The 17817-nt window shown below is 66.4% G+C and carries 11 protein-coding genes and 1 tRNA gene; 8 read left to right on the top strand and 4 right to left on the bottom strand.

Annotation, left to right across the window (positions count from 1 at the left end; all coding sequences use genetic code 11):
* Positions 1–31: 31 nt before the first annotated feature.
* From mrdA to treF, 8 genes are all read left to right on the top strand, one after another.
* Positions 32–2101 carry a penicillin-binding protein 2 gene (gene mrdA, locus RH91_RS15125; protein WP_037479518.1) on the top strand — a complete coding sequence of 690 codons (2070 nt, stop codon included), beginning with the start codon at positions 32–34 and terminating at the stop codon, positions 2099–2101.
* Positions 2098–3213 (top strand): rod shape-determining protein RodA, encoded by a 1116-nt coding sequence (gene rodA / locus RH91_RS15120; RefSeq protein ID WP_010163748.1) that lies wholly within the window; start codon positions 2098–2100, stop codon positions 3211–3213. Before mrdA ends, rodA begins: the two co-directional genes overlap by 4 nt.
* A 108-nt stretch (positions 3214–3321) precedes the next feature.
* Positions 3322–3397, top strand: a tRNA-Lys gene (locus tag RH91_RS15115).
* A 181-nt stretch (positions 3398–3578) separates the two neighbouring features.
* Entirely contained in the window at positions 3579–4250 is a 672-nt protein-coding gene (locus RH91_RS15110; RefSeq protein WP_232283527.1) for an RNA polymerase sigma factor, read from the top strand.
* Positions 4251–4290: 40 nt separating this feature from the next.
* Positions 4291–5205, top strand: a complete 915-nt coding sequence (locus tag RH91_RS15105) for a FecR family protein (RefSeq protein WP_010163746.1) — start codon at positions 4291–4293, stop codon at positions 5203–5205.
* 84 nt (positions 5206–5289) lie between these two features.
* Positions 5290–7962 carry a TonB-dependent siderophore receptor gene (locus RH91_RS15100; RefSeq protein WP_037478858.1) on the top strand — a complete coding sequence of 891 codons (2673 nt, stop codon included), beginning with the start codon at positions 5290–5292 and terminating at the stop codon, positions 7960–7962.
* 159 nt (positions 7963–8121) lie between these two features.
* A complete protein-coding gene (locus RH91_RS15095) occupies positions 8122–10548 on the top strand; it encodes a TonB-dependent siderophore receptor (protein ID WP_010163743.1) in 2427 nt (808 codons plus the stop codon).
* Between the two features lie 59 nt (positions 10549–10607).
* Positions 10608–12200: an alpha,alpha-trehalase TreF gene (treF, locus tag RH91_RS15090; RefSeq protein ID WP_010163742.1), complete on the top strand. Its 1593-nt coding sequence runs from the start codon at positions 10608–10610 to the stop codon at positions 12198–12200.
* Between the two features lie 162 nt (positions 12201–12362).
* Here the strand turns inward: treF and RH91_RS15085 are convergent, their stop codons facing one another.
* The 4 genes from RH91_RS15085 to RH91_RS15070 all read right to left on the bottom strand — a co-directional run bounded on the left by RH91_RS15085 (position 12363) and on the right by RH91_RS15070 (position 17693).
* Positions 12363–13661: a glycosyltransferase gene (locus RH91_RS15085; protein WP_010163741.1), complete on the bottom strand. Its 1299-nt coding sequence runs from the start codon at positions 13659–13661 to the stop codon at positions 12363–12365.
* Positions 13662–14022: 361 nt separating this feature from the next.
* On the bottom strand, positions 14023–14436 hold the full coding sequence (locus RH91_RS15080; protein WP_051116700.1) for a hypothetical protein: 414 nt from the start codon (positions 14434–14436) through the stop codon (positions 14023–14025).
* A gap of 36 nt (positions 14437–14472) precedes the next feature.
* Entirely contained in the window at positions 14473–15180 is a 708-nt protein-coding gene (locus RH91_RS15075) for a phosphatase PAP2 family protein (RefSeq protein WP_010163739.1), read from the bottom strand.
* Between the two features lie 20 nt (positions 15181–15200).
* Entirely contained in the window at positions 15201–17693 is a 2493-nt protein-coding gene (locus RH91_RS15070) for a TonB-dependent receptor (protein ID WP_029623919.1), read from the bottom strand.
* Positions 17694–17817: the final 124 nt, after the last annotated feature.

Genomic DNA, 17817 nt, shown 5'->3' with positions numbered 1-17817 from the left:
CGGGCCGACTTTCGGCAATTCGAACAAGGTGATGACCGAGGCGGCGCAAAGCTTCAGCTTTTCGCGCCGCGCGGTGCTGCTGGGTGCTGGCCAGGGCGTGTTCGGGCTCGCGCTCGCGGGACGGATGGCGTGGCTCGCGATCGCCGAGAACGAGCATTATACCAATTTGTCGGAAAGCAACCGCGTCAACATGACGCTGGTCCCGCCGCGGCGCGGCTGGATCGTCGACCGCCACGGCGCGCCGATCGCCAACAACCGCACCGATTTCCGCGTCGACATCATCCCCGACCGGCTCGAGGACAAGGACCGCGTGCTCGCCTTGCTGCGCGACCTGCTCAAGCTTCAGCCCGAGGAGATGGACCGGCTCGTCGCCGACCTCGCGCATGCGGCGGGGTTCCAGCCGGTGCAGGTCGCCGAGAATCTCGATTGGGAGCGGTTCGCGGCGGTCAGCGTGCGGCTGCCCGAACTGCCCGGCGTCGCCCCGACGCGCGGGTTCTCGCGGAGCTATCCGGGGGGCGCGGCGGTCGCGCATCTGACCGGCTATGTCGGCGCCGCCTCGGCGGAGCAATATAAGGAAACGCGGGACCCGCTGATGGTCACACCGGGCTTCAAGCTCGGCAAGGATGGTCTTGAAAAGACGCTGGAAAAGACACTTCGCGGAGTGGCGGGGCAAAAGCGAGTCGAGGTGACCGCGCGCGGCAAGCTGGTCGCGGAGCTGGCAACCAGACCCGATCAGCCGGGCCAGAACGCGCGGCTGACGATCGATGCCGGCTTGCAGGAATATGCCGCGCGGCGGCTCGGGACGCAGTCTGGGTCGGTCGTGGTGATCGACTGCACCAATGGCGAGATGCTCGCGATGGTGTCGATGCCCGCCTACGATCCCAACGCCTTCTCCGACGGGATCAGCCATCTCGAATGGAAGATGCTGTCGGACAACGACCATGTTCCGTTGATGAACAAGGTCCTGCAAGGGCTGTATCCACCCGGATCGACCGTCAAGCCGATGAACGGGCTGGCGCTGCTCGGCGCCGGCGTTCCCGCGTCGGAACGGGTGTTCTGCAGCGGCGCCTTGCGGGTTGGCACCGGCGTGTTTCACTGCCATCTCAAGCGTGGGCACGGTGCACTCGATCTGAAGAATGCGATTATGCAGAGCTGCGACATCTATTTCTACGAGATGGTGCGCCGGCTGGGGTATGATCACGTCGCGCCGGTCGCGCGGTCGCTCGGGCTCGGGCAGAAGTTCGATATCCCCTTTCGCAGCCAGCGCTATGGCACGGTGCCGGACGCGGCGTGGAAGTTGCGGCGCTACAAGCAGTCGTGGACCGTCGCGGACTCGCTCAACGCATCGATCGGCCAAGGCTATGTGCTCGCCAACCCGCTCCAGCTTGCGGTGATGGCGGCGCGGCTCGCGTCCGGGCGAGCGCTCCAGCCGAGCCTGCTGACCGGCCACGTCCATGCGGACGCGCCGGCGCTGGCGGTCCAGCCCGATCACCTCCGCACCGTCCACGAGGCGATGTGGGGCGTCGTCAACGGCGGCGGCACCGGGGGGGCGGCGAAGATGCTGATCCCCGGGGTCGCGCTTGCGGGCAAGACCGGCACCGCGCAGGTTCGCCGGATCACGATGGCAGAGCGCGCGGGCGGCGTCCTCAAGAACGGGCAATTGCCCTTCAAGATGCGTGACCACGCCTTGTTCCAGGGGTTCGCCCCGCATGACAACCCGCGCTACGCGATTGCGGTGGTGCTCGAGCATGGCGGCCATACCGTCCGCAACCTCGATACCCCGGCGATCGCGCGCGATATCATGACGTGGCTGTTCGACCGCGACCGTGCGCTCGCGTCGCTTGCCGAGTCGGAGCCGACCTGGGGCGGCGATATCCGGACGCGGATGGCGGCGGAGAGCGCGGCTTATCGCGCCGCCGCCAACGCCCCGCCACCCGCGATCGGCGCGCAGACCGAGCGCAACGCGACCGCGCCCACCGATGCGCCCGCCGTCCGCGCCGCCGCCGACGCCGACGTGGCGGCGGCGGAAGCGCTCGCCAACAGCGCGGCGAGCGGCCGCACGGTCGCCGAAGACGGCAGTCCGGAGCATGACCCGCGATGAGCACGCGCAGCATTGTTCCTGCCCCGCTCGTTCAGCTCCCGTGGAAGATCATCCTGCTCGTCATCGCGATCGGCTGTTTCGACCTGCTGGTGCTGTACTCGGCGGCGGGAGGCAGCGTGCGGCCCTGGGCGCTGTCGCAGGGGATTCGCTTCTTCATGCTGCTCGGCGTCGCGCTCGCGCTGTCGCGAATCCCCGAGCGGTGGTGGAACAGCAGTGCGCTTCCGGCCTATGTCATCCTGTGCGTCATGCTCGTGCTGGTCGAGCTGGTCGGCGCGGTCCGCGGCGGCGGGCAACGCTGGCTCGACTTCGGGCTGATCCGGTTGCAGCCGTCCGAGCTGATGAAACCGTGCATCGTGCTTGCCTGCGCCAAATTCTACGACATGCTCCCGCCCAATGAGACGCGCCGGTTCGGCGCGATCTGGCCCGCGGCGATCCTGATCCTGATTCCGGCGGCGCTGGTGATGAAACAGCCCGATCTGGGGACCGCGCTGATGATCACGATCGGTGGCATCACCGTGATGTTCCTCGCCGGTGTCCCGCTGCGCCTGTTCATCGGCGGCGCGCTCGCGCTCGGCGCGGCGGTCCCGATCGCGTTCAACTTCGTGCTGCACGACTATCAGCGCAACCGGATCCTCGTCTTCCTCGATCCCGAAAGCGATCCGCTCGGGATCGGCTATCACATCAGCCAGTCCAAGATCGCGATCGGATCGGGCGGGATCTTCGGCAAGGGGTTCCTCAACGGCACGCAGAGCCATCTCGACTATCTGCCTGAAGGGCATACCGATTTCGCGCTGGCGACGATGATGGAGGAGTGGGGGCTGGTCGGCGGCGTGCTGCTGATCATCGCGTTCGTGCTGATCGTGCAATGGGGAATCTCGACCGCGCTCTCCGCGCAATCGCGCTTCGCCAAGCTGACGGCGGCGGGGCTGGCGGCGACGATCTTTTACTACGTGTCGATCAACATGGCGATGGTGATGGGGATGGCCCCCGTCGTCGGCGTGCCGCTCCCGCTGATCAGCAATGGCGGATCGAGCCAGATGACGTTCATGCTGTGCCTGGGAATCCTGATGTCGATCGAGCGTTCCAACCGCAAGATCGAGACCCGCTGGTAGATTTTTTGCGGTGCGGTGCAAAAAGGGTTTGCAACCTCCGACCACGCTGCTACCAGACCGCCTCCCGGCAACGGCGGCGCAGACGCGCTGCCCCTACCAAGCGGGAATGGACGCATAGCTCAGTTGGTAGAGCAGCTGACTCTTAATCAGCGGGTCCTTGGTTCGAGCCCAAGTGCGTCCACCATTTCTTCCCAAATTCAAGATCGGCGAAGGTCGCCTCCTTCCGTGGGGCTGAGCCCGAACCGTCTCGCGCGGGAATAACGGTTACGGCCTTGCCGGATCGTGCCGCCGCAGCGTTCGGCGCGGTCAAACCTGCGCCTGGAGGTCATCTGGTCCGCATCAAGCCGCACCAGCTTCTCTGAAATGTGGGCGCAGCGGTCCGCGTGGCCCGATCGATGAGCGTCTCCATTTCCTTCCAGGGCGTCCGGTCGGCGGTCCTTGAAAGCGGTGTCCAGAGGTGGCAAGCGGTCGGGATGGAGCGCGATAGAACGTTCATATCAGAGAGGGTTCGCGCAGACGGTCCGGTCGCGGATCGCAGCGTCGTGCTGGCAAGACTGGCGCATGTCTATGAGCGCGCGCTGAGCCGCTACTTTGCCCGCCGGGTTCGCTCGAAGGCGGACGTGCCGGATCTGGTCCAGGACGTCTATCTCCGGCTCAGTCAGATGCCGGACCCGACCGCGATCGAGAAACCCGAGCATTTCCTGTTCGTGACCGCCGCAAACGTGTTGAAGGACCGCGCCCGGCGCGATTCTGCGCGGGGCGGCGGGCTGCACGACGAACTCGGGGACACCCTCGCCGGTTCGGAAATTCCGCCCGACCGCGTCTTGGAAGGCAGGGAGGCAGCGGATCGCCTGCAGGCGGTGTTGCTGGAGCTTCCCGAACGGACACGCGACGTGTTCGTTCTGCGTATGCTCGAGGGATTGCGAATGGCCGACGTTGCTCATGCGATCGGTATTTCAACGCGTGCCGCCGAAAAGCACCAAGCCAAGGCGCTTGCCCGCGTGACGGCGGCGTTGGAGGACTGGCGCCATCGTTGAGTCCACGCTCCTGATCGAAGCCGCCGAATGGCACGAGCGGATGCGCGACGCCGACGACTCCACGTTTGCCGCGTTCGAAACGTGGCGCGGGGAAAGCGCGATGCGCGCGGCGGCGTATGACGCGGTGTGTGCCGCGCATGCCCGCACGCGCGCGCTTGCCGAGGAAGCGCCGCTGCTGTCGTTGCGCCAGCAGACCTTGGCACGAACGATGCTCGCACGGCGGCCGTCGCGGATGCGGTGGCGGGTCGTCGCGACCGGCGCGGTGCTGCTGGCGGCGGCACCGCTCGCCGCTTATGGCATCAGCGCCTGGACCGCGCCCGTGGCCCCGCCGCCTGCCGAGATTTTCCGCACCGGCATCGGGCAGCAAGCCGATGTGACGCTCGCGGACGGGTCGATCGTGACGCTCGACACCGCAACCACGCTCGAGGTCCGCGTGTCCGAGGGCATGCGCCGGGTCAGGCTCGACGGACAGGGCTGGTTCAAGGTGAAGCCGGCGAGCACGCCGTTCGAGATCAGCGCGGCGGGCCGGACCTTCGTCGCGACCGCCGGCGAGTTCAACGTGCGGACCGATGCCAGGCGGATGCGCGCGTTCGCCGCGGACGGGACACTCAAGCTCGTCGGGGCCGATAGTTCGCTCGCCTTGCCGGCCGGGCGCATGATTGCGGTCAGCGGCGACGACGTCACCGTCCGCACGCCGAGCAATCCCGGCAGTTTCAGCGGCTGGCGGACCGGTGCCCTGCAACTCGACGACGTGCCGCTCGCCGAGGCGGTGAGCGAATTCAACCGCTATCGCCGCCACCCGATCCGGCTTGCCGATGGTCGCGCGGGGGCGTTGCGCGTGTCGGGCGCGTTCCGCACGACCGGTTCGCTGGCGTTCGTCGATGCGCTCGCGGTCGGCTTTCCGGTGCGCGTAAAGCGGGACGACGATGCGGGTATCGTCATCTCCGCGCGCTGAGGCGCCAGCACTTTTGAGAAAAAGAATGCGATTGCGGTTCGGATTTTGTCCGGGCGCGCGTCTTGTCCTTCGAAAGCCCCGCACATGATGGGGCTGCCGAAGGGGGGATGGTTGCGATGGCGCGCGTATGGCGGACATTTGGGTGCGATCGTCGCAGCCCTCGCCGTGCCGACTGCCGCAATTGCCGCGCCCCCCGTATCGTTCGACATTCCCGCCGGTTCGTTGGGCGATGCGCTCATCGCATTTGCCCGGCAGAGCGGGCGTCAGATCCTGTTCGCGCCGACGCAGGTGCGCGGGTTGCACGCGCCGAGGGTGCGCGGCCCGCACGACCCGGATCGTGCCCTGGCACGGTTGCTGGCGCGAACCGGCTTTCGCGTGCGGGCCACGCCCGGCGGCGCGTGGCTGCTGGAGGTCGTGCCGGTGGCTAGCGCTGCACGACGCCCTTCCCTTCCGCAGGCGGACCTCGCCCCCGCCGATGTCGCGCGGAACGCCGACATCGTCGTGGTCGGGACGCCAGGTGGCGGCCGTCGACGGCAGGAAGCCGCGTTCGCGGTGACGTCCGTCAGCCGTTCCGCGATCGACCGACTGGGTGCCGCGAGCACCGCGGACGTGCTCAAGCTCGTGCCCGGCCTCACCGTCGAAACCTCCGGCGGAAAGAACGGCGCGAACATCTTCGTGCGGGGGTATCCGTCCGGCGGCGATGCCGAATACGTCACCTTCCAGACCGAGGGCGTGCCGTTCTTTCCGCCGGCGACGCTCTCCTTCCTCGAGAATTCGCAGCTTTACCGGATCGACGAGACGGTACAGCGCGTCGAGGCGGTGCGCGGTGGCACCAGCGCGCTGCTCGCCTCGGGCCAGCCCGGCGCGACCGTCAACGTCATCCAGCGTGAGGGCGGCGACCACCTTGCGGGCGAGATCAAGGGGAGCGTGATCGACACGGGCGAGGTGCGTACCGACGTCTATGTCGCCGGGCCGCTCGACCAGGACACGCGGTTCATGATCGGCGGCTATGCCTCGCGCGGCACCGGTATCCGTTCGCCGCGCTTCGCCGCGGATCGCGGGGGGCAGATCACCGCCAATCTGCGCCGGAACGTCTCCTCCGGCTCGGTGCTGCTGTTCGCGCGCTACCTCGATGATCGCAGCCAGTGGCTGCTGCCGATCCCCGTCGTGCAGAGCGGACGGCGGATCACCGCTTACCCCGGTTTCGATGCCGGAAGCGGCACGCTGGCCGGGCCCGATACGCGCACCGGCATCCGCAACGATGGCAGCCGCTACGATCTCGACGACGGGCGTGGTGCGCGGATCGTCAACCTCGGGACCAATATCGAGCTGCGGCTCGGCAGCGGCGTGACGCTACGCGACAAGGCGAGCTGGCTTTCCGGCCACGCAGACACCACCGGGCTCGTTTCGGAAAATACGGCACCACAAAGCGCCGCCGCTTACGCGGTGAGCCTGGGCGGCGGGATCGCATCGCTCGTCACGACCGCCGACGGTCGCGCCGTGTCGCCCGATCAGGCGGTCGTGCGCGCTGGCATCTGGACGGTCGCCAAGCGGATCGACGCGCGCGTCAACGATGCCACGCTGGAGTGGAAGACCGGACCGAGCAAGGCGACCGTCGGCGTCTATGCGGCGGACTATGGCGCGCGGGACCATTGGGATATCGGCAATGCGCTGCTGCTGACCGCACAGCCCAACGCGCGGCGGCTCGACCTGACGCTGACCAACGGCGACATCGTCTCGCGCGACGGCTTTGCCAGCGGTTCCAGCTTCCTCGTCGACGCGCGCTATCGCGGCAGCGATCTCGCTTTCTACGCGGTCGAGGAGCTGATGGTGGCGGATCGCCTGCGGCTCGACGGCGGGATCCGCCATCAACGCCACGCGGTCGACGGCTGGGCTGTGGACACCAAACCTGCGGGTCCCGGTGGCACCGACGGCAACCCGGCCACGCTGTACGACAATGACGATGTAGTGTTTACGGGCACGCAGACCCCGGTACGGTATCGCGGCGGTGCCTGGTCGTGGACGCTCGGGACCAATTACGACGTCACCCGCACCCTCGCCGGGTTCGTGCGTTTCAGCCATGGGAACAGCTTCCCGTTCTTCGACAATCTGCGCGACGGCATCACCGTCGCGCCGCGCGTCGATACGATCGAAGGCGGCGTGAAGCTCTCGACGCGGTCGCTCAACCTGTATGCGACGCTGTACCGCAACCGCTTCAAGGGCCTTGCGACGACCGTCATCACCAGCGGCGCGCCGCTCGCCTCGATTGGCGGGGCGCGCGCGACCGGGGTCGAGCTCGACGGACTGTGGCGTCCGGTAGCGCCGCTTTCGGTGACATTCTCGGGGAGCTGGCTCGACGCGCGTTATCGCGGCTTTTTTACCGACGGCGGGCGGACCGATCTCAGCGGCAACCGTGTCCAGCGCCAGCCGCAATGGCAATGGCGCTTAACCCCGGCCTGGGACTTCGCCGTCGCCACCCGCAAGGTCAGCCTGTTCACGACGTTGAGCCGCATGGGCGATCGCTGGTCCGACGTGCAGAACCGCCAGTTGCTGCCCGCTTTCGTCAAATGGGACGCGGGTGCCGCACTGGACGTGAACGACCGGCTGCGCGTCCAGCTCAGCGCCGACAACCTCACCGACACGATCGGCCTGACCGAAGGCAACCCGCGGACGCTCGGCGCGCAAGCAACGGGCGCAATCTTCGCGCGCCCGATCCTGGGTCGCTCGGTCGAGCTGTCAGCCCGGTACAGGTTCTGAGGATGCCCCGTTTGCGCAGCCCTCCGTAACCCATCCGACGCTTGCCCGTGCCCACCGATCCACATCGCCGCGACGCTGTCCGGCGAGACGACGGCGCGCGTCCACCGTTTTCCAATGCCAACCCGATTACCAAGACCAGAAACGTTCAGGAGGAACCTCATGACCCATACCCGCACCATCATGGCACTCGCGCTGCTGTCCGGCACAGCGCTCGGCGCCCTGCCCGCCTTCGCGCAGGACGTCCCCGCGCAGGCAGCCGTCCCGGCAACCGAGCCGGTGGCCGATCAACCCGACATCGTCGTCACCGGCAACGCCAACCGCGCGGGCCAGCGCAAGCTCGACGCCAGCTATTCGATCTCGACCGCGACCGCCGAGCAGATCCGCGAAGTCCAGCCGACCTCGACCGCCGACCTGCTCAAGATCGTGCCGGGGGTGTGGGTGGAAAGCTCGGGCGGCAATGCGGGTGCCAACGTCTTCATCCGCGGCTTCCCGTCGACGGGCGATGCGCCGTTCCTTACGCTCCAGCTCAACGGCTCGCCGGTCATCGCCCCGTCGTCGCTGTCGTTCCTCGAGGACAGCTCGATCTTCCGCCTCGACGACACGATCGAGCGGCTCGAAGTGCTGCGCGGCGGCCCGAGCCCGATCTTCTCGAACGGCCAGCCCGGTGCCACGACCAACTTCATCCTCAAGGAAGGCACCCGCGATCCGCACCTGTCGCTGCGCGCGACCTATGGCACCGAGGGCACCTATCGCGGCGACTTCGTCGCACAGGGGCCGCTCACCTCGGACACGACCTATATGGTCGGCGGCTTCTATCGCTATTCGGACGGCTTCCGGAAGACCGGCTTCGCCGGCGACCTCGGCGGGCAGATCACCGGCAGCATCACGCACAAGTTCGACGCGGGCAAGCTGACCGTCTACGGGCGCTATCTCGACGACAAGAACGCCTTCTACACGCCGATGCCGCTGGTCGAGACCAACGGCAAGTTCAGCACGTTCAGCGGCTTCGACGCACGCACCGACACGCTGGTCGGTCGGGAAATCGAGAATACGGTGATCGAGGTCGGCCCGAGCATCAACGGTGACCCGACGCAGAAGAAGGCGGTCGACCTGTCGCGCGGGCGCGGGTCGAACGTCTACACCTTCGGCTCGACCTTCAGCTATGACGTGGGCGGCGGGTTCGCGGTGCAGAACAACGTCAATTTCACCAAGGGCACGTCGACGACGTTCGCGCTGTTCACCGGCTCCAACCCGCAAACGGTCGGGCAATATCTCGCGGGTGCAGGCGGCGCGGGTACGGTGACCTATGCCGGCACCGGCCAGGCGCTGACCGCCGGGCAACAGACGATCCAGGCGGGCATCTGGTCGGTGACCAAGCAGATCGAGAGCTTCACCGACGAACTGAAGCTCTCCAAGGAGCTGTTCTCGGGCAACACGCTGACGCTCGGCGGCTATTACGCGCATGTCGGCGATCACGACCAGTGGAACCTCGGCAACAACATCCTGCTCGCGCTCGAACCCAATGCGCGCGTGCTCAACGCGACGCTCGTCAACGGCACGATCCTGACGCGCAACGGCTTCACCAGCGCCAACAGCTATGACGTCAATGCGTTTTACACGAGCAGCAACGTCGCCGGATATCTCAGCGACGAATGGAAGCTCGGCGCGCTGCGGGTCGACGGTGGCGTCCGCGTCGAGCGCGTCGTGCTCCACGACCGGTTCGAGAACAGCGCGACCGGCGATCTCGATAACAACCCGCTGACCGCGTACAACAATGGCGCGACCTATCTCAACGGCACTTTCAGCAATGCCCGCTACGCCAAGACGCAGGTGTCGTGGACCGCTGGTCTCGACTATGCCTTCACCAACAAGCTCAACGCCTTCGCCCGCGCCAACTCGGGTGCGCTGCTCCCGCAGTTCGACGATCTGCGCGGCAACGCGACGTCGCTGCAGAACATCAAGCCGCAGACCGCCGACCAGTATGAGCTCGGGCTCAAGACCGCGACGCGCTATTACGACCTGTACCTCACCGGCTTCTACAACCGCTTCCACAACCTGATCTTCCAGGACATCCGCGTGATCGGCGGGGTCGAGCAGAACGTCGTGCAATTCGGTGGATCGCGCGCCTACGGGCTCGAATTCGAAGGCGCGGTGCGCCCGGTCGACGGGGTCCAGCTCGCGGTGCGCGGCGTCGTGCAGGACGGCAAGTTCAAGGATTTCGGGACCAACACCGGCAACAGCGTCAACCGCCAGCCGAAATTCCAGATCGCCGCGACGCCGTCGTACACCTTCCGCAGCGCCTGGGGTAAGGCGCGGCTGTTCGGGACGTTCACGCATATCGGCAACCGGTTCGCCGATATCGAGAACCAGCAGCGGCTCGGCAGCTATGAGACGGTCGATCTCGGCGCGTCGCTCGACCTGAACGATCGCTTCTCGCTGCAGGCGACGGTCGAGAACTTGACCGACACGCTCGCGCTGACCGAAGGCAATGTGCGTACGGTCGGTTCGGCCAATTCCGCCGGCTTCTTCCTGGGCCGCCCGATCTTCGGCCGGCACGCGACGATCACCGCGGCCTACAAGTTCTGACCCTCCCGCCGGTCGGGGTTCACGCCCCGACCGGCACCTCTTATGTCGAGTTGCTCATCATGATCTTGCGCCGATCCTTCGCCCTGCCCCTCGTCGCGCTGTCGATCGCCTTGAGCGCACCTGCCGCCGCGCGCGAGATCACGCCTGCCCTCGCCGCCAGCGCGGTCCGCACGCCCGAGGACATCTACGGCCCGCTGTACCGCGCGGTCGAGCTCGGCCGGGTATTTCCCGATAGCAAGACCTTCGCGGACATGGTTCCACTCTCGGCACCCGACGCGATCCTCCAGGCGTATCGCACAGAAGCGCCGCAGAGCCGCGAAGCGCTCGCCGCCTTCGTCGCGCGGCACTTCCGCAAGGTCGGGGACGCGGACGCGCGCAAGCTGTCGATGCGCGAGCATATCCGCGCGCTGTGGCCGGTACTCGCCAAGCCGCCGGTGGCGGTGGTGCCGGGTTCGTCCGCGTTGCAGCTGCCGCAGACCTATGTCGTGGCGGGCGGGCGCTATCAGGAGATGTATTACTGGGACAGCTACTTCACCATGCTCGGCCTGAAGGCCGATGGCGAACGGCCGCTGATCGAGTCGATGCTGGGCAATTTCAGCGCGTTGATCGCGCAATACGGGCATGTGCCGAACGGCACGCGCAGCTATTATCTGTCGCGCTCGCAGCCGCCGTTCCTCGCGTTGATGATGGACCTGTCCGACACGCATGACCCCGCGCTCGACCGCGAACGCCTCGCGACGCTGAAGGCCGAGCACGCTTATTGGATGGCGGGTGCGAAGTGCGTCGCCGCCAGTGGCGCGTGCGAGCACGTCGTTCGGATGCCCGACGGCAGCCTGCTCAACCGCTATTGGGACGCCCGCGACACGCCGCGCGACGAATCCTATGCCGAGGATATCGCGACCGCCGCCGCTGCGGGTCGCGCCGCCCCGCAGGTCAATCGCGATCTCCGCGCCGCCGCCGAGAGCGGCTGGGATTTCAGCTCGCGCTGGCTCGCGGACGGCAAGACGCTGGCGACGATCCACACTACCGATATCGTGCCGGTCGATCTCAACAGCCTGATGTGGAACCTGGAAAAAGCGATCGCGCGCCGCTGCACGACCGTCGGGGACACCGCATGCGCCCGCGCATTCGAGACCCGCGCCACCGCCCGCGGCATGGCGATCAGCAAATATCTCTGGTCGGCGGGCGACAAACGTTGGGTGGATTGGGACCGCAAGACGGCCAAGCCAACGGACTCGATCAGCGCGGCGATCCTCTATCCGCTGTTCGTCGGCCTCGCCACGCGCGAGCAGGCAGACGCCACCGCCACGCTCGTCACGGCAAAGCTGCTCGCGCCCGGTGGCCTGCGGACCACGACCCTCACCACCGGCCAGCAATGGGACCAGCCCAACGGCTGGGCACCGCTGCTGTGGATCGGCGTTCAGGGCCTCGACCGGTATGGCAAGACCGCGCAGGCCGAGGACCTCGCGCACCGCTGGCTCCGCACTGTCTCGCGTTATTATGATGCCAACGGGCGGATGGTCGAGAAGTACAACCTCGAAACCGGCGAGGCCGGCGGCGGGGGCGAGTATCCGGTGCAGGACGGGTTCGGCTGGACCAACGGCGTGACGCGCGCGCTGCTTGCGAAATACCCGGCGCTGGATCACGGCTGATCCCCGGTGAGTGCTACCGTTTCACCAGGCGGGCATAGCGACATTGCGCGTGTTGACCGGCCCCGAGCAGCCACTTGCCGCGCGGGCCGGTGAACCTGCGACGCGCGGACTACGCCCGGCTTCACGGGAGGGGCACGCCCGGGCCGATCGGTCGCGAGCCTCCTAGCGCCTGCTGGCGGCGAGGGCATCGAGCGCGACGAGGATCGTGTCGGCTGCGGTATCCGCCCCGTTTTCCTCGGCCATTGCCGCCGCCACGCGTTCGGCGGTCTCGCGGTACGTGGGGTTATGGAGCAGCCTGGCGATCAGTCTGGTCGCGCGACGAACGGTAAAGTGGCGGGCCTTGAGCCGTAATCCGGTGCCCATGCGCATCACACGATACGCGTGATCGTACTGATCCCCCATGTGCGGCACCACCAGTTGCGGTTTCCCCACGCGAAGAGCCTGGCCGGTCGTGCCGACACCCCCGTGCTGGATGATTACCGCGACATGCGGGAAGAGCAGCGAGTGCTGGGCGTAGCCGACGCGAAGGATATCGCCGTCGATGCTCGGCTCGGCGGTACCGCCAACCAGAAGGATCGCCCGCATGTGCAGCGCTTTGGCGACGTCGCTTGCCCTCTCATAAAAGCGGCCGGCACCATTGACCGCGAACGAGCCGAGCGTGAAGACCAGCGGCGAAGGCCCCGCTTTGAGAAACGCGACGATCGCAGGGTGGAGCGGGTCCTTCCCGCCACTGCCCTGATCGAACATCGGAAACCCGACGATCCGGGTCGTCTGCGTGGCATCGGGCGGCAGTGCGCCCAGTTGCGGTGAATAGCACCCGAGCCGCAGCAGGGCGGTCGGCGGCGGATCGAGGAGATGCGCGGCACCGCCCGCCGGCAGCCCGTGTTCGAACCGTACCCGATCGATCCGCTTCCCGTACAGACGGTCGACCAACCGGCGCAGCGCGCCGAAAGCGAAACGATTCCACGCCACGCCGATGCCAGTCACCGGCGCCCCGAGCATCATCCAGAAATCGAGCGTCCGGGGTGGATCGTAGGGCGAGAGCATCGCCATCGGTTGGAGGATCACGGAGACCAGCGGCAGGCGGCGCTTCTCCGCCACGATGGGTGCGGCAAAGACGAAGATCGACGCGACGATCGCCTCGGCATCCGCAACCAGCGCGTCGAGCGCGACAGTGCATTCGGCCAGGCCCGGGAGCAGCACGCGTTCGAGCATGATGCGTTGATCGCTCATGATGCGGCGCACCGCGTCTTCATGACCGAGCCCCATTCCCGCACAGATCTCCGCGAAGCTCGTCAACACGCCGACCGCCTCGAGCCCGGCCTGCGTGCACTTCTGCACATGATCCTCGGGGACCGCCAAAACGGGCGTGATGCCTCGCTCCTTCAACGCCAAGGCGATCGCGATGAAGGGATGCAGATCGCCAAACGTACCGGCAGTTGTCAGGACGATCTTTCGCATTCACCACTTGCTCGCTGAAGGATCTGCCATCTGCAGGCAAGAACCGGGATTGCCCCGTACCGGAAGCGATATTTGCGTGTTCGACGATGACATCATGAGGAAAACGATACGCGATTATGCTGCGTGCGGCACTACTGCCGCTCGCCCTTTTTAGGGGGCTGTTCCAAGCCACTAAACCCGAACGCCTCTTTGACGAAGGCAATTCGGGGCGACGCTCTCGCCGACGTTTTGGCGTTGGCGACGGACACGACACAAGTCCTGCAGGGCATCTCGACAGGGCGAAACGCGGCGCCTGACCCAATACTATTCGTACCGGCGGGCGCATTCGGCATCGGATACCGCTGCGGCGATCAATCCTGGTTCACGCAAGCAGGAGAAGGACCGGCACACCTATGCCGGCCAGCAGTAGCAGGAGCGACGTCGGGCGATTGCGTCGGTTCAGAATGGCGATCCAGATTCCGAGTGCGGTGCCGGCGCTCAGAAGGAGCCCTAGCAGCGCCGCGAAGAGACTGAACGTATTAACGACCTTGGCCGGTGCCGCCTTGCTTTCGGGGGCCTTCGTGGGGGCAGCCTTGCGGTCGCGCCGGACGACGCCGTGCTTGTGGACGTTGGCGATCAGCGTCATCCACGCCGGAGGATCATAGTGCGCGGCGCGATCCTGGAAGCCGAGCGCCTGCAGACTCCCGCTCAGCGCGAAGAACAGGATCGCGGGCGCGAAGAACAGTCCGATCCAGCTGTGGAGCTGCCGCAAGCGACGCTGGGATTGCGCTTTCATGATTGTCTTTCTCCGGCATGCGCGGGCGCCAGGCGGTCAGGCACCAGCGACATGCGCGTCGACCAGTTCCTTGTGCGCCGCGTCGAATTTCGCGCGGAATGCAGGGACGTTCATCAGATCGGCGGCGACCAGCGTGCCGAGCGCGTGGCTCGCCTCGATATCGCTCGGGAAGTGGACGCCGCACAGTTCGCGGCTCATCGCATAATCGGCGGCGCGGTCGAGGATTGCGGCGGAACGCCCGCTGAGCAGATGCGCAAGCACGAACCCGGTCGAAAAACCCAGCGTTGCGTGACCGCTCGGATAGGATTTGTCCGGTTTCTTGCCCTGCACGCAGGTCGCAATCGTCGGATCGACCGCAGAGGGCCGCGTTCGATGAAAATAGGCCTTGGCCATGCCGGCGGTGGCATCCCCTTCTTCCTGAACCTCGCGCAGCAAAGCCCAGGTCAGCGGGTACGTCTCGAGATTAAGCCCGAGCGTCCGGTCGAACAGCGCGGGCGTCTCATGCGCATCGTCCCAGCGTGCCGCGTCGATCCGGGCGGGCGTTGCGGCGGCGATCATCGCATGGATTGTGGCGAGCTCGCCCCGCTCCTGCGGCGATGCCGGTGCCGGCGGCGCGGGCAGGACCAGCGCCGGGCGGACGCTGTCCTCCGACAGATAATGCAGCGCATGCGGTGCCGCTGCGGCCGCCCCTCCCCCAAGAACGAGCGCGAGCGCCAGACACGTGGCTCCGATCGGCTTTCCCATGTGCCGTCCTCCCCCTTTCGTCAGAAACCGATGCGGGCAGACAGGAGGAACGAGCGCGGCGGCAGGTAATTGAACTGGTCGAGCTGGCCATAACCGTTCTGATAGCCAGCCGTGACCGGCGCCCCGGTCGCACTCGTCGAGATCGCGGTGACCGCGCGGCTGTTGAAGACGTTGTTGACCGTCACGCCGAGCCGCAATCCGCCCTGAATCTCCTGACTAATCGCGAACTCGCCGATGCTGTAGGGGCGGATGCGGTAGAGCCGGTAGTCCGGGCTGCCGGTATATTCGTTGGCATATTGGGGGCCGGTGAACCTCTGGTCGAACGACAGGCGGAACCCCTGCCGCCGATAGATGAACCCGCCCGCCGCGGTCGTGAACGGCGCCTTGGCGATCTGCGCGCCGGTCATGACGTTGTGCGCGTAATTGTACGAGCCGTTGCCGAACAGCGTCAGCCCGCGCACCGGCATGTAGCTGAGCGCGCCCTCGACTCCCTTGTAGCGGACCTGACCGATGTTGACGAGCAGCGTCTGGTCGCAGCCGGTCGTGGTGCAGGTGCCGATCTTGTTGTCGATGTTGATGATATAGCCGTCGACATCAACCGAGACCTTGTTGCCGTGCCAGACCGTGCCGACCTGATAATTGGTCGAGGTCTGGGGCTTGAGCGCATCGAGCGCGGTCGAGAGCGTACCCGAGGCCGAGTAGAAGCTCGACAGATCCGGGACATACATCCCCTGCGCATATTGGCCGTAGAACGACCAGTTGGACGTCGGCATGTAATTGATCGTCGCGAATGGCAGCGTCTTGGTCCAAGTCTGGCTCGTGTCGAGCGGCAGGCGCGTCTTCTGGTTGACCGGCGCTGCGACGCCACGCTCGAAATGGACGTATTTCACGCCGGGCGTGATCGACAGGCCCGCGACCGGGTGGAATTCGAACTCGCCGAACAGTTGATACTGGTTCCAGTTCGAATGCTGGACGTAGCTGAGATCGGCCTGGGTGATCGGCGGCAGCGCGTTCTGCGCGGCGGTGCCGTTGCCGTTGTTGAACTTCTCGTTGAAACTGAAAGTGTTGGTCGTGCGGTCGAGATCGACCAGATGGCGGTCGGTGACGGCATGTTCGTACCAGCCGCCGACGCGGATCTTGCCGAGCGCGAAGTCGTAATTGACCTGGCCGATATAGCCGAAGACACGGTATTTGTTGAGCTTGCTATAGCCGAGAATGTCGCTCGTCGGTCCGGCGACGGCCTTGTAGGGCGATGCGGCCGTGCCCGCGCCGCTGAACCCGGTGATCACCGAGCCGGTGTTCCCCGACAACGTGTTGTTGGTATAGCCATACATATAGCCGCGATTGTCGAGCGAGAAGCCCGAGCCGAGGTCGGTCTGCAGCCGGACATAGGAGAAATCCGTGGTCTTGTCGGTCCGGTTGTACTTCCAGTAATCCTGCTGGCTCGGGGTGTTGCTTAGGCCGTAGGTGCGACCGTATTGTCCGACGTTCGACGCCACCGAGCAGTTCTCGCCCGTCAGCTGAGTCAGCGGCAGGCCATCGGTGCCAAGCGCGGTCGTCTTGTTCGCGCCGATTGCCGCGCTGCCGCACGTCGCGCCCTTGAGCACGTCGGACTGGTAATAATGGTTGCGGTTCCACGTGCTCATGATCGTCAGCGTGTTGTGGCTGCCGATCGGCGCGACGATCTTGCCGTAGAGGTTTTTGGAACCCACCGGCGAATAGGTCAGCGCGCCGTCAGATTGCAGATACTGGCCGGTCAGCACGATCCGCGCGCCGCCGAGTTTCTCGATGCTGCCCGACTGCACTTCGGCACGTCCGATGAAGGTGTTCCAGTTGCCGACGATCCCCTCGACCTGCGCGCCGCGCTGCTCGGTCGCGGCGCGCGAGTACATGTTGATGTTCCCGCCATAGGTCGCCTGGCCGAGCTGGCTCGCGTTGCCGGGGCCGCGGTCGACGACGATCGTCTCGATCGTGTTGGACGGAAAGAACGAGGTCGAATGGTGCGTCGGGTTGTTGGTGTCCGCGAACGGGATCGAATCGTAGGTGACGTTATATTCGCCGTCCTGGAAGCCGCGGATCGTCGCCTTGGTCTCGCCCAGACCATAGCCGTTGCCCGCACCCGAGATCGAAACGCTCGGGGTCAGCGCGATCAGCTCGTTGAAATCGGCCGAGGCGGTGGTGTTGGCGATGTAATCGCGGCTGACCGCGGACTGCGGCTGGGTCGTCGTCAGCGAGACGGTGATCGGCGCGCTCTGCGCGGTCTTCGATCCTGTCACGATGATGTCGGCAGAGGTCAGCGACTGCTTGTCGTTCGCCTGGCCCGCGCTATTCGCGCTGGTCGTGGTCTGCGCGTCCGGGCCGGACCCCGCCTGAACCGGCGCGGCTGCCGCAGGCACGCTTGCGTCGCTCGCAGCGGGAACGGGCGGCGTCGGCACCACTGTGGCGGCGTGGGCCGGAAGGGCTACGCAGAAAGCGACCCCGGCAAGCAGGGTCTGACGGAAAGTCGCACGCATCGAATGATCCCCGAATGAACAGTCGTCCCCGGGTGCGCGCTTCTGACGCTGCAACCCGGCGGTCCGACGGCGCGCCGACCGGCACCCCGCTGAGTAGCGCTCTAGACACGGGCTGTTACGCTTG

Source organism: Sphingomonas sp. PAMC 26617 (assembly GCF_000242835.1).
Lineage (GTDB): Bacteria > Pseudomonadota > Alphaproteobacteria > Sphingomonadales > Sphingomonadaceae > Sphingomonas.
Note: the sequence above shows the minus strand (reverse complement) of the source record. Positions and strands in the feature narration are given on the sequence as shown.

What these genes read in the sequence shown, in the direction of transcription:
- treF (WP_010163742.1), top strand. Translation starts at nt 10,608, where the DNA reads ATGATCTTGCGCCGATCCTTCGCCCTGCCCCTCGTCGCGCTGTCGATC.
- RH91_RS15105 (WP_010163746.1), top strand. Translation starts at nt 4,291, where the DNA reads ATGCGCGACGCCGACGACTCCACGTTTGCCGCGTTCGAAACGTGGCGC.
- RH91_RS15070 (WP_029623919.1), bottom strand. Translation starts at nt 17,693, where the DNA reads ATGCGTGCGACTTTCCGTCAGACCCTGCTTGCCGGGGTCGCTTTCTGC.
- RH91_RS15095 (WP_010163743.1), top strand. Translation starts at nt 8,122, where the DNA reads ATGACCCATACCCGCACCATCATGGCACTCGCGCTGCTGTCCGGCACA.
- RH91_RS15080 (WP_051116700.1), bottom strand. Translation starts at nt 14,436, where the DNA reads ATGAAAGCGCAATCCCAGCGTCGCTTGCGGCAGCTCCACAGCTGGATC.
- RH91_RS15100 (WP_037478858.1), top strand. Translation starts at nt 5,290, where the DNA reads ATGATGGGGCTGCCGAAGGGGGGATGGTTGCGATGGCGCGCGTATGGC.
- mrdA (WP_037479518.1), top strand. Translation starts at nt 32, where the DNA reads ATGACCGAGGCGGCGCAAAGCTTCAGCTTTTCGCGCCGCGCGGTGCTG.
- rodA (WP_010163748.1), top strand. Translation starts at nt 2,098, where the DNA reads ATGAGCACGCGCAGCATTGTTCCTGCCCCGCTCGTTCAGCTCCCGTGG.
- RH91_RS15075 (WP_010163739.1), bottom strand. Translation starts at nt 15,180, where the DNA reads ATGGGAAAGCCGATCGGAGCCACGTGTCTGGCGCTCGCGCTCGTTCTT.
- RH91_RS15085 (WP_010163741.1), bottom strand. Translation starts at nt 13,661, where the DNA reads ATGCGAAAGATCGTCCTGACAACTGCCGGTACGTTTGGCGATCTGCAT.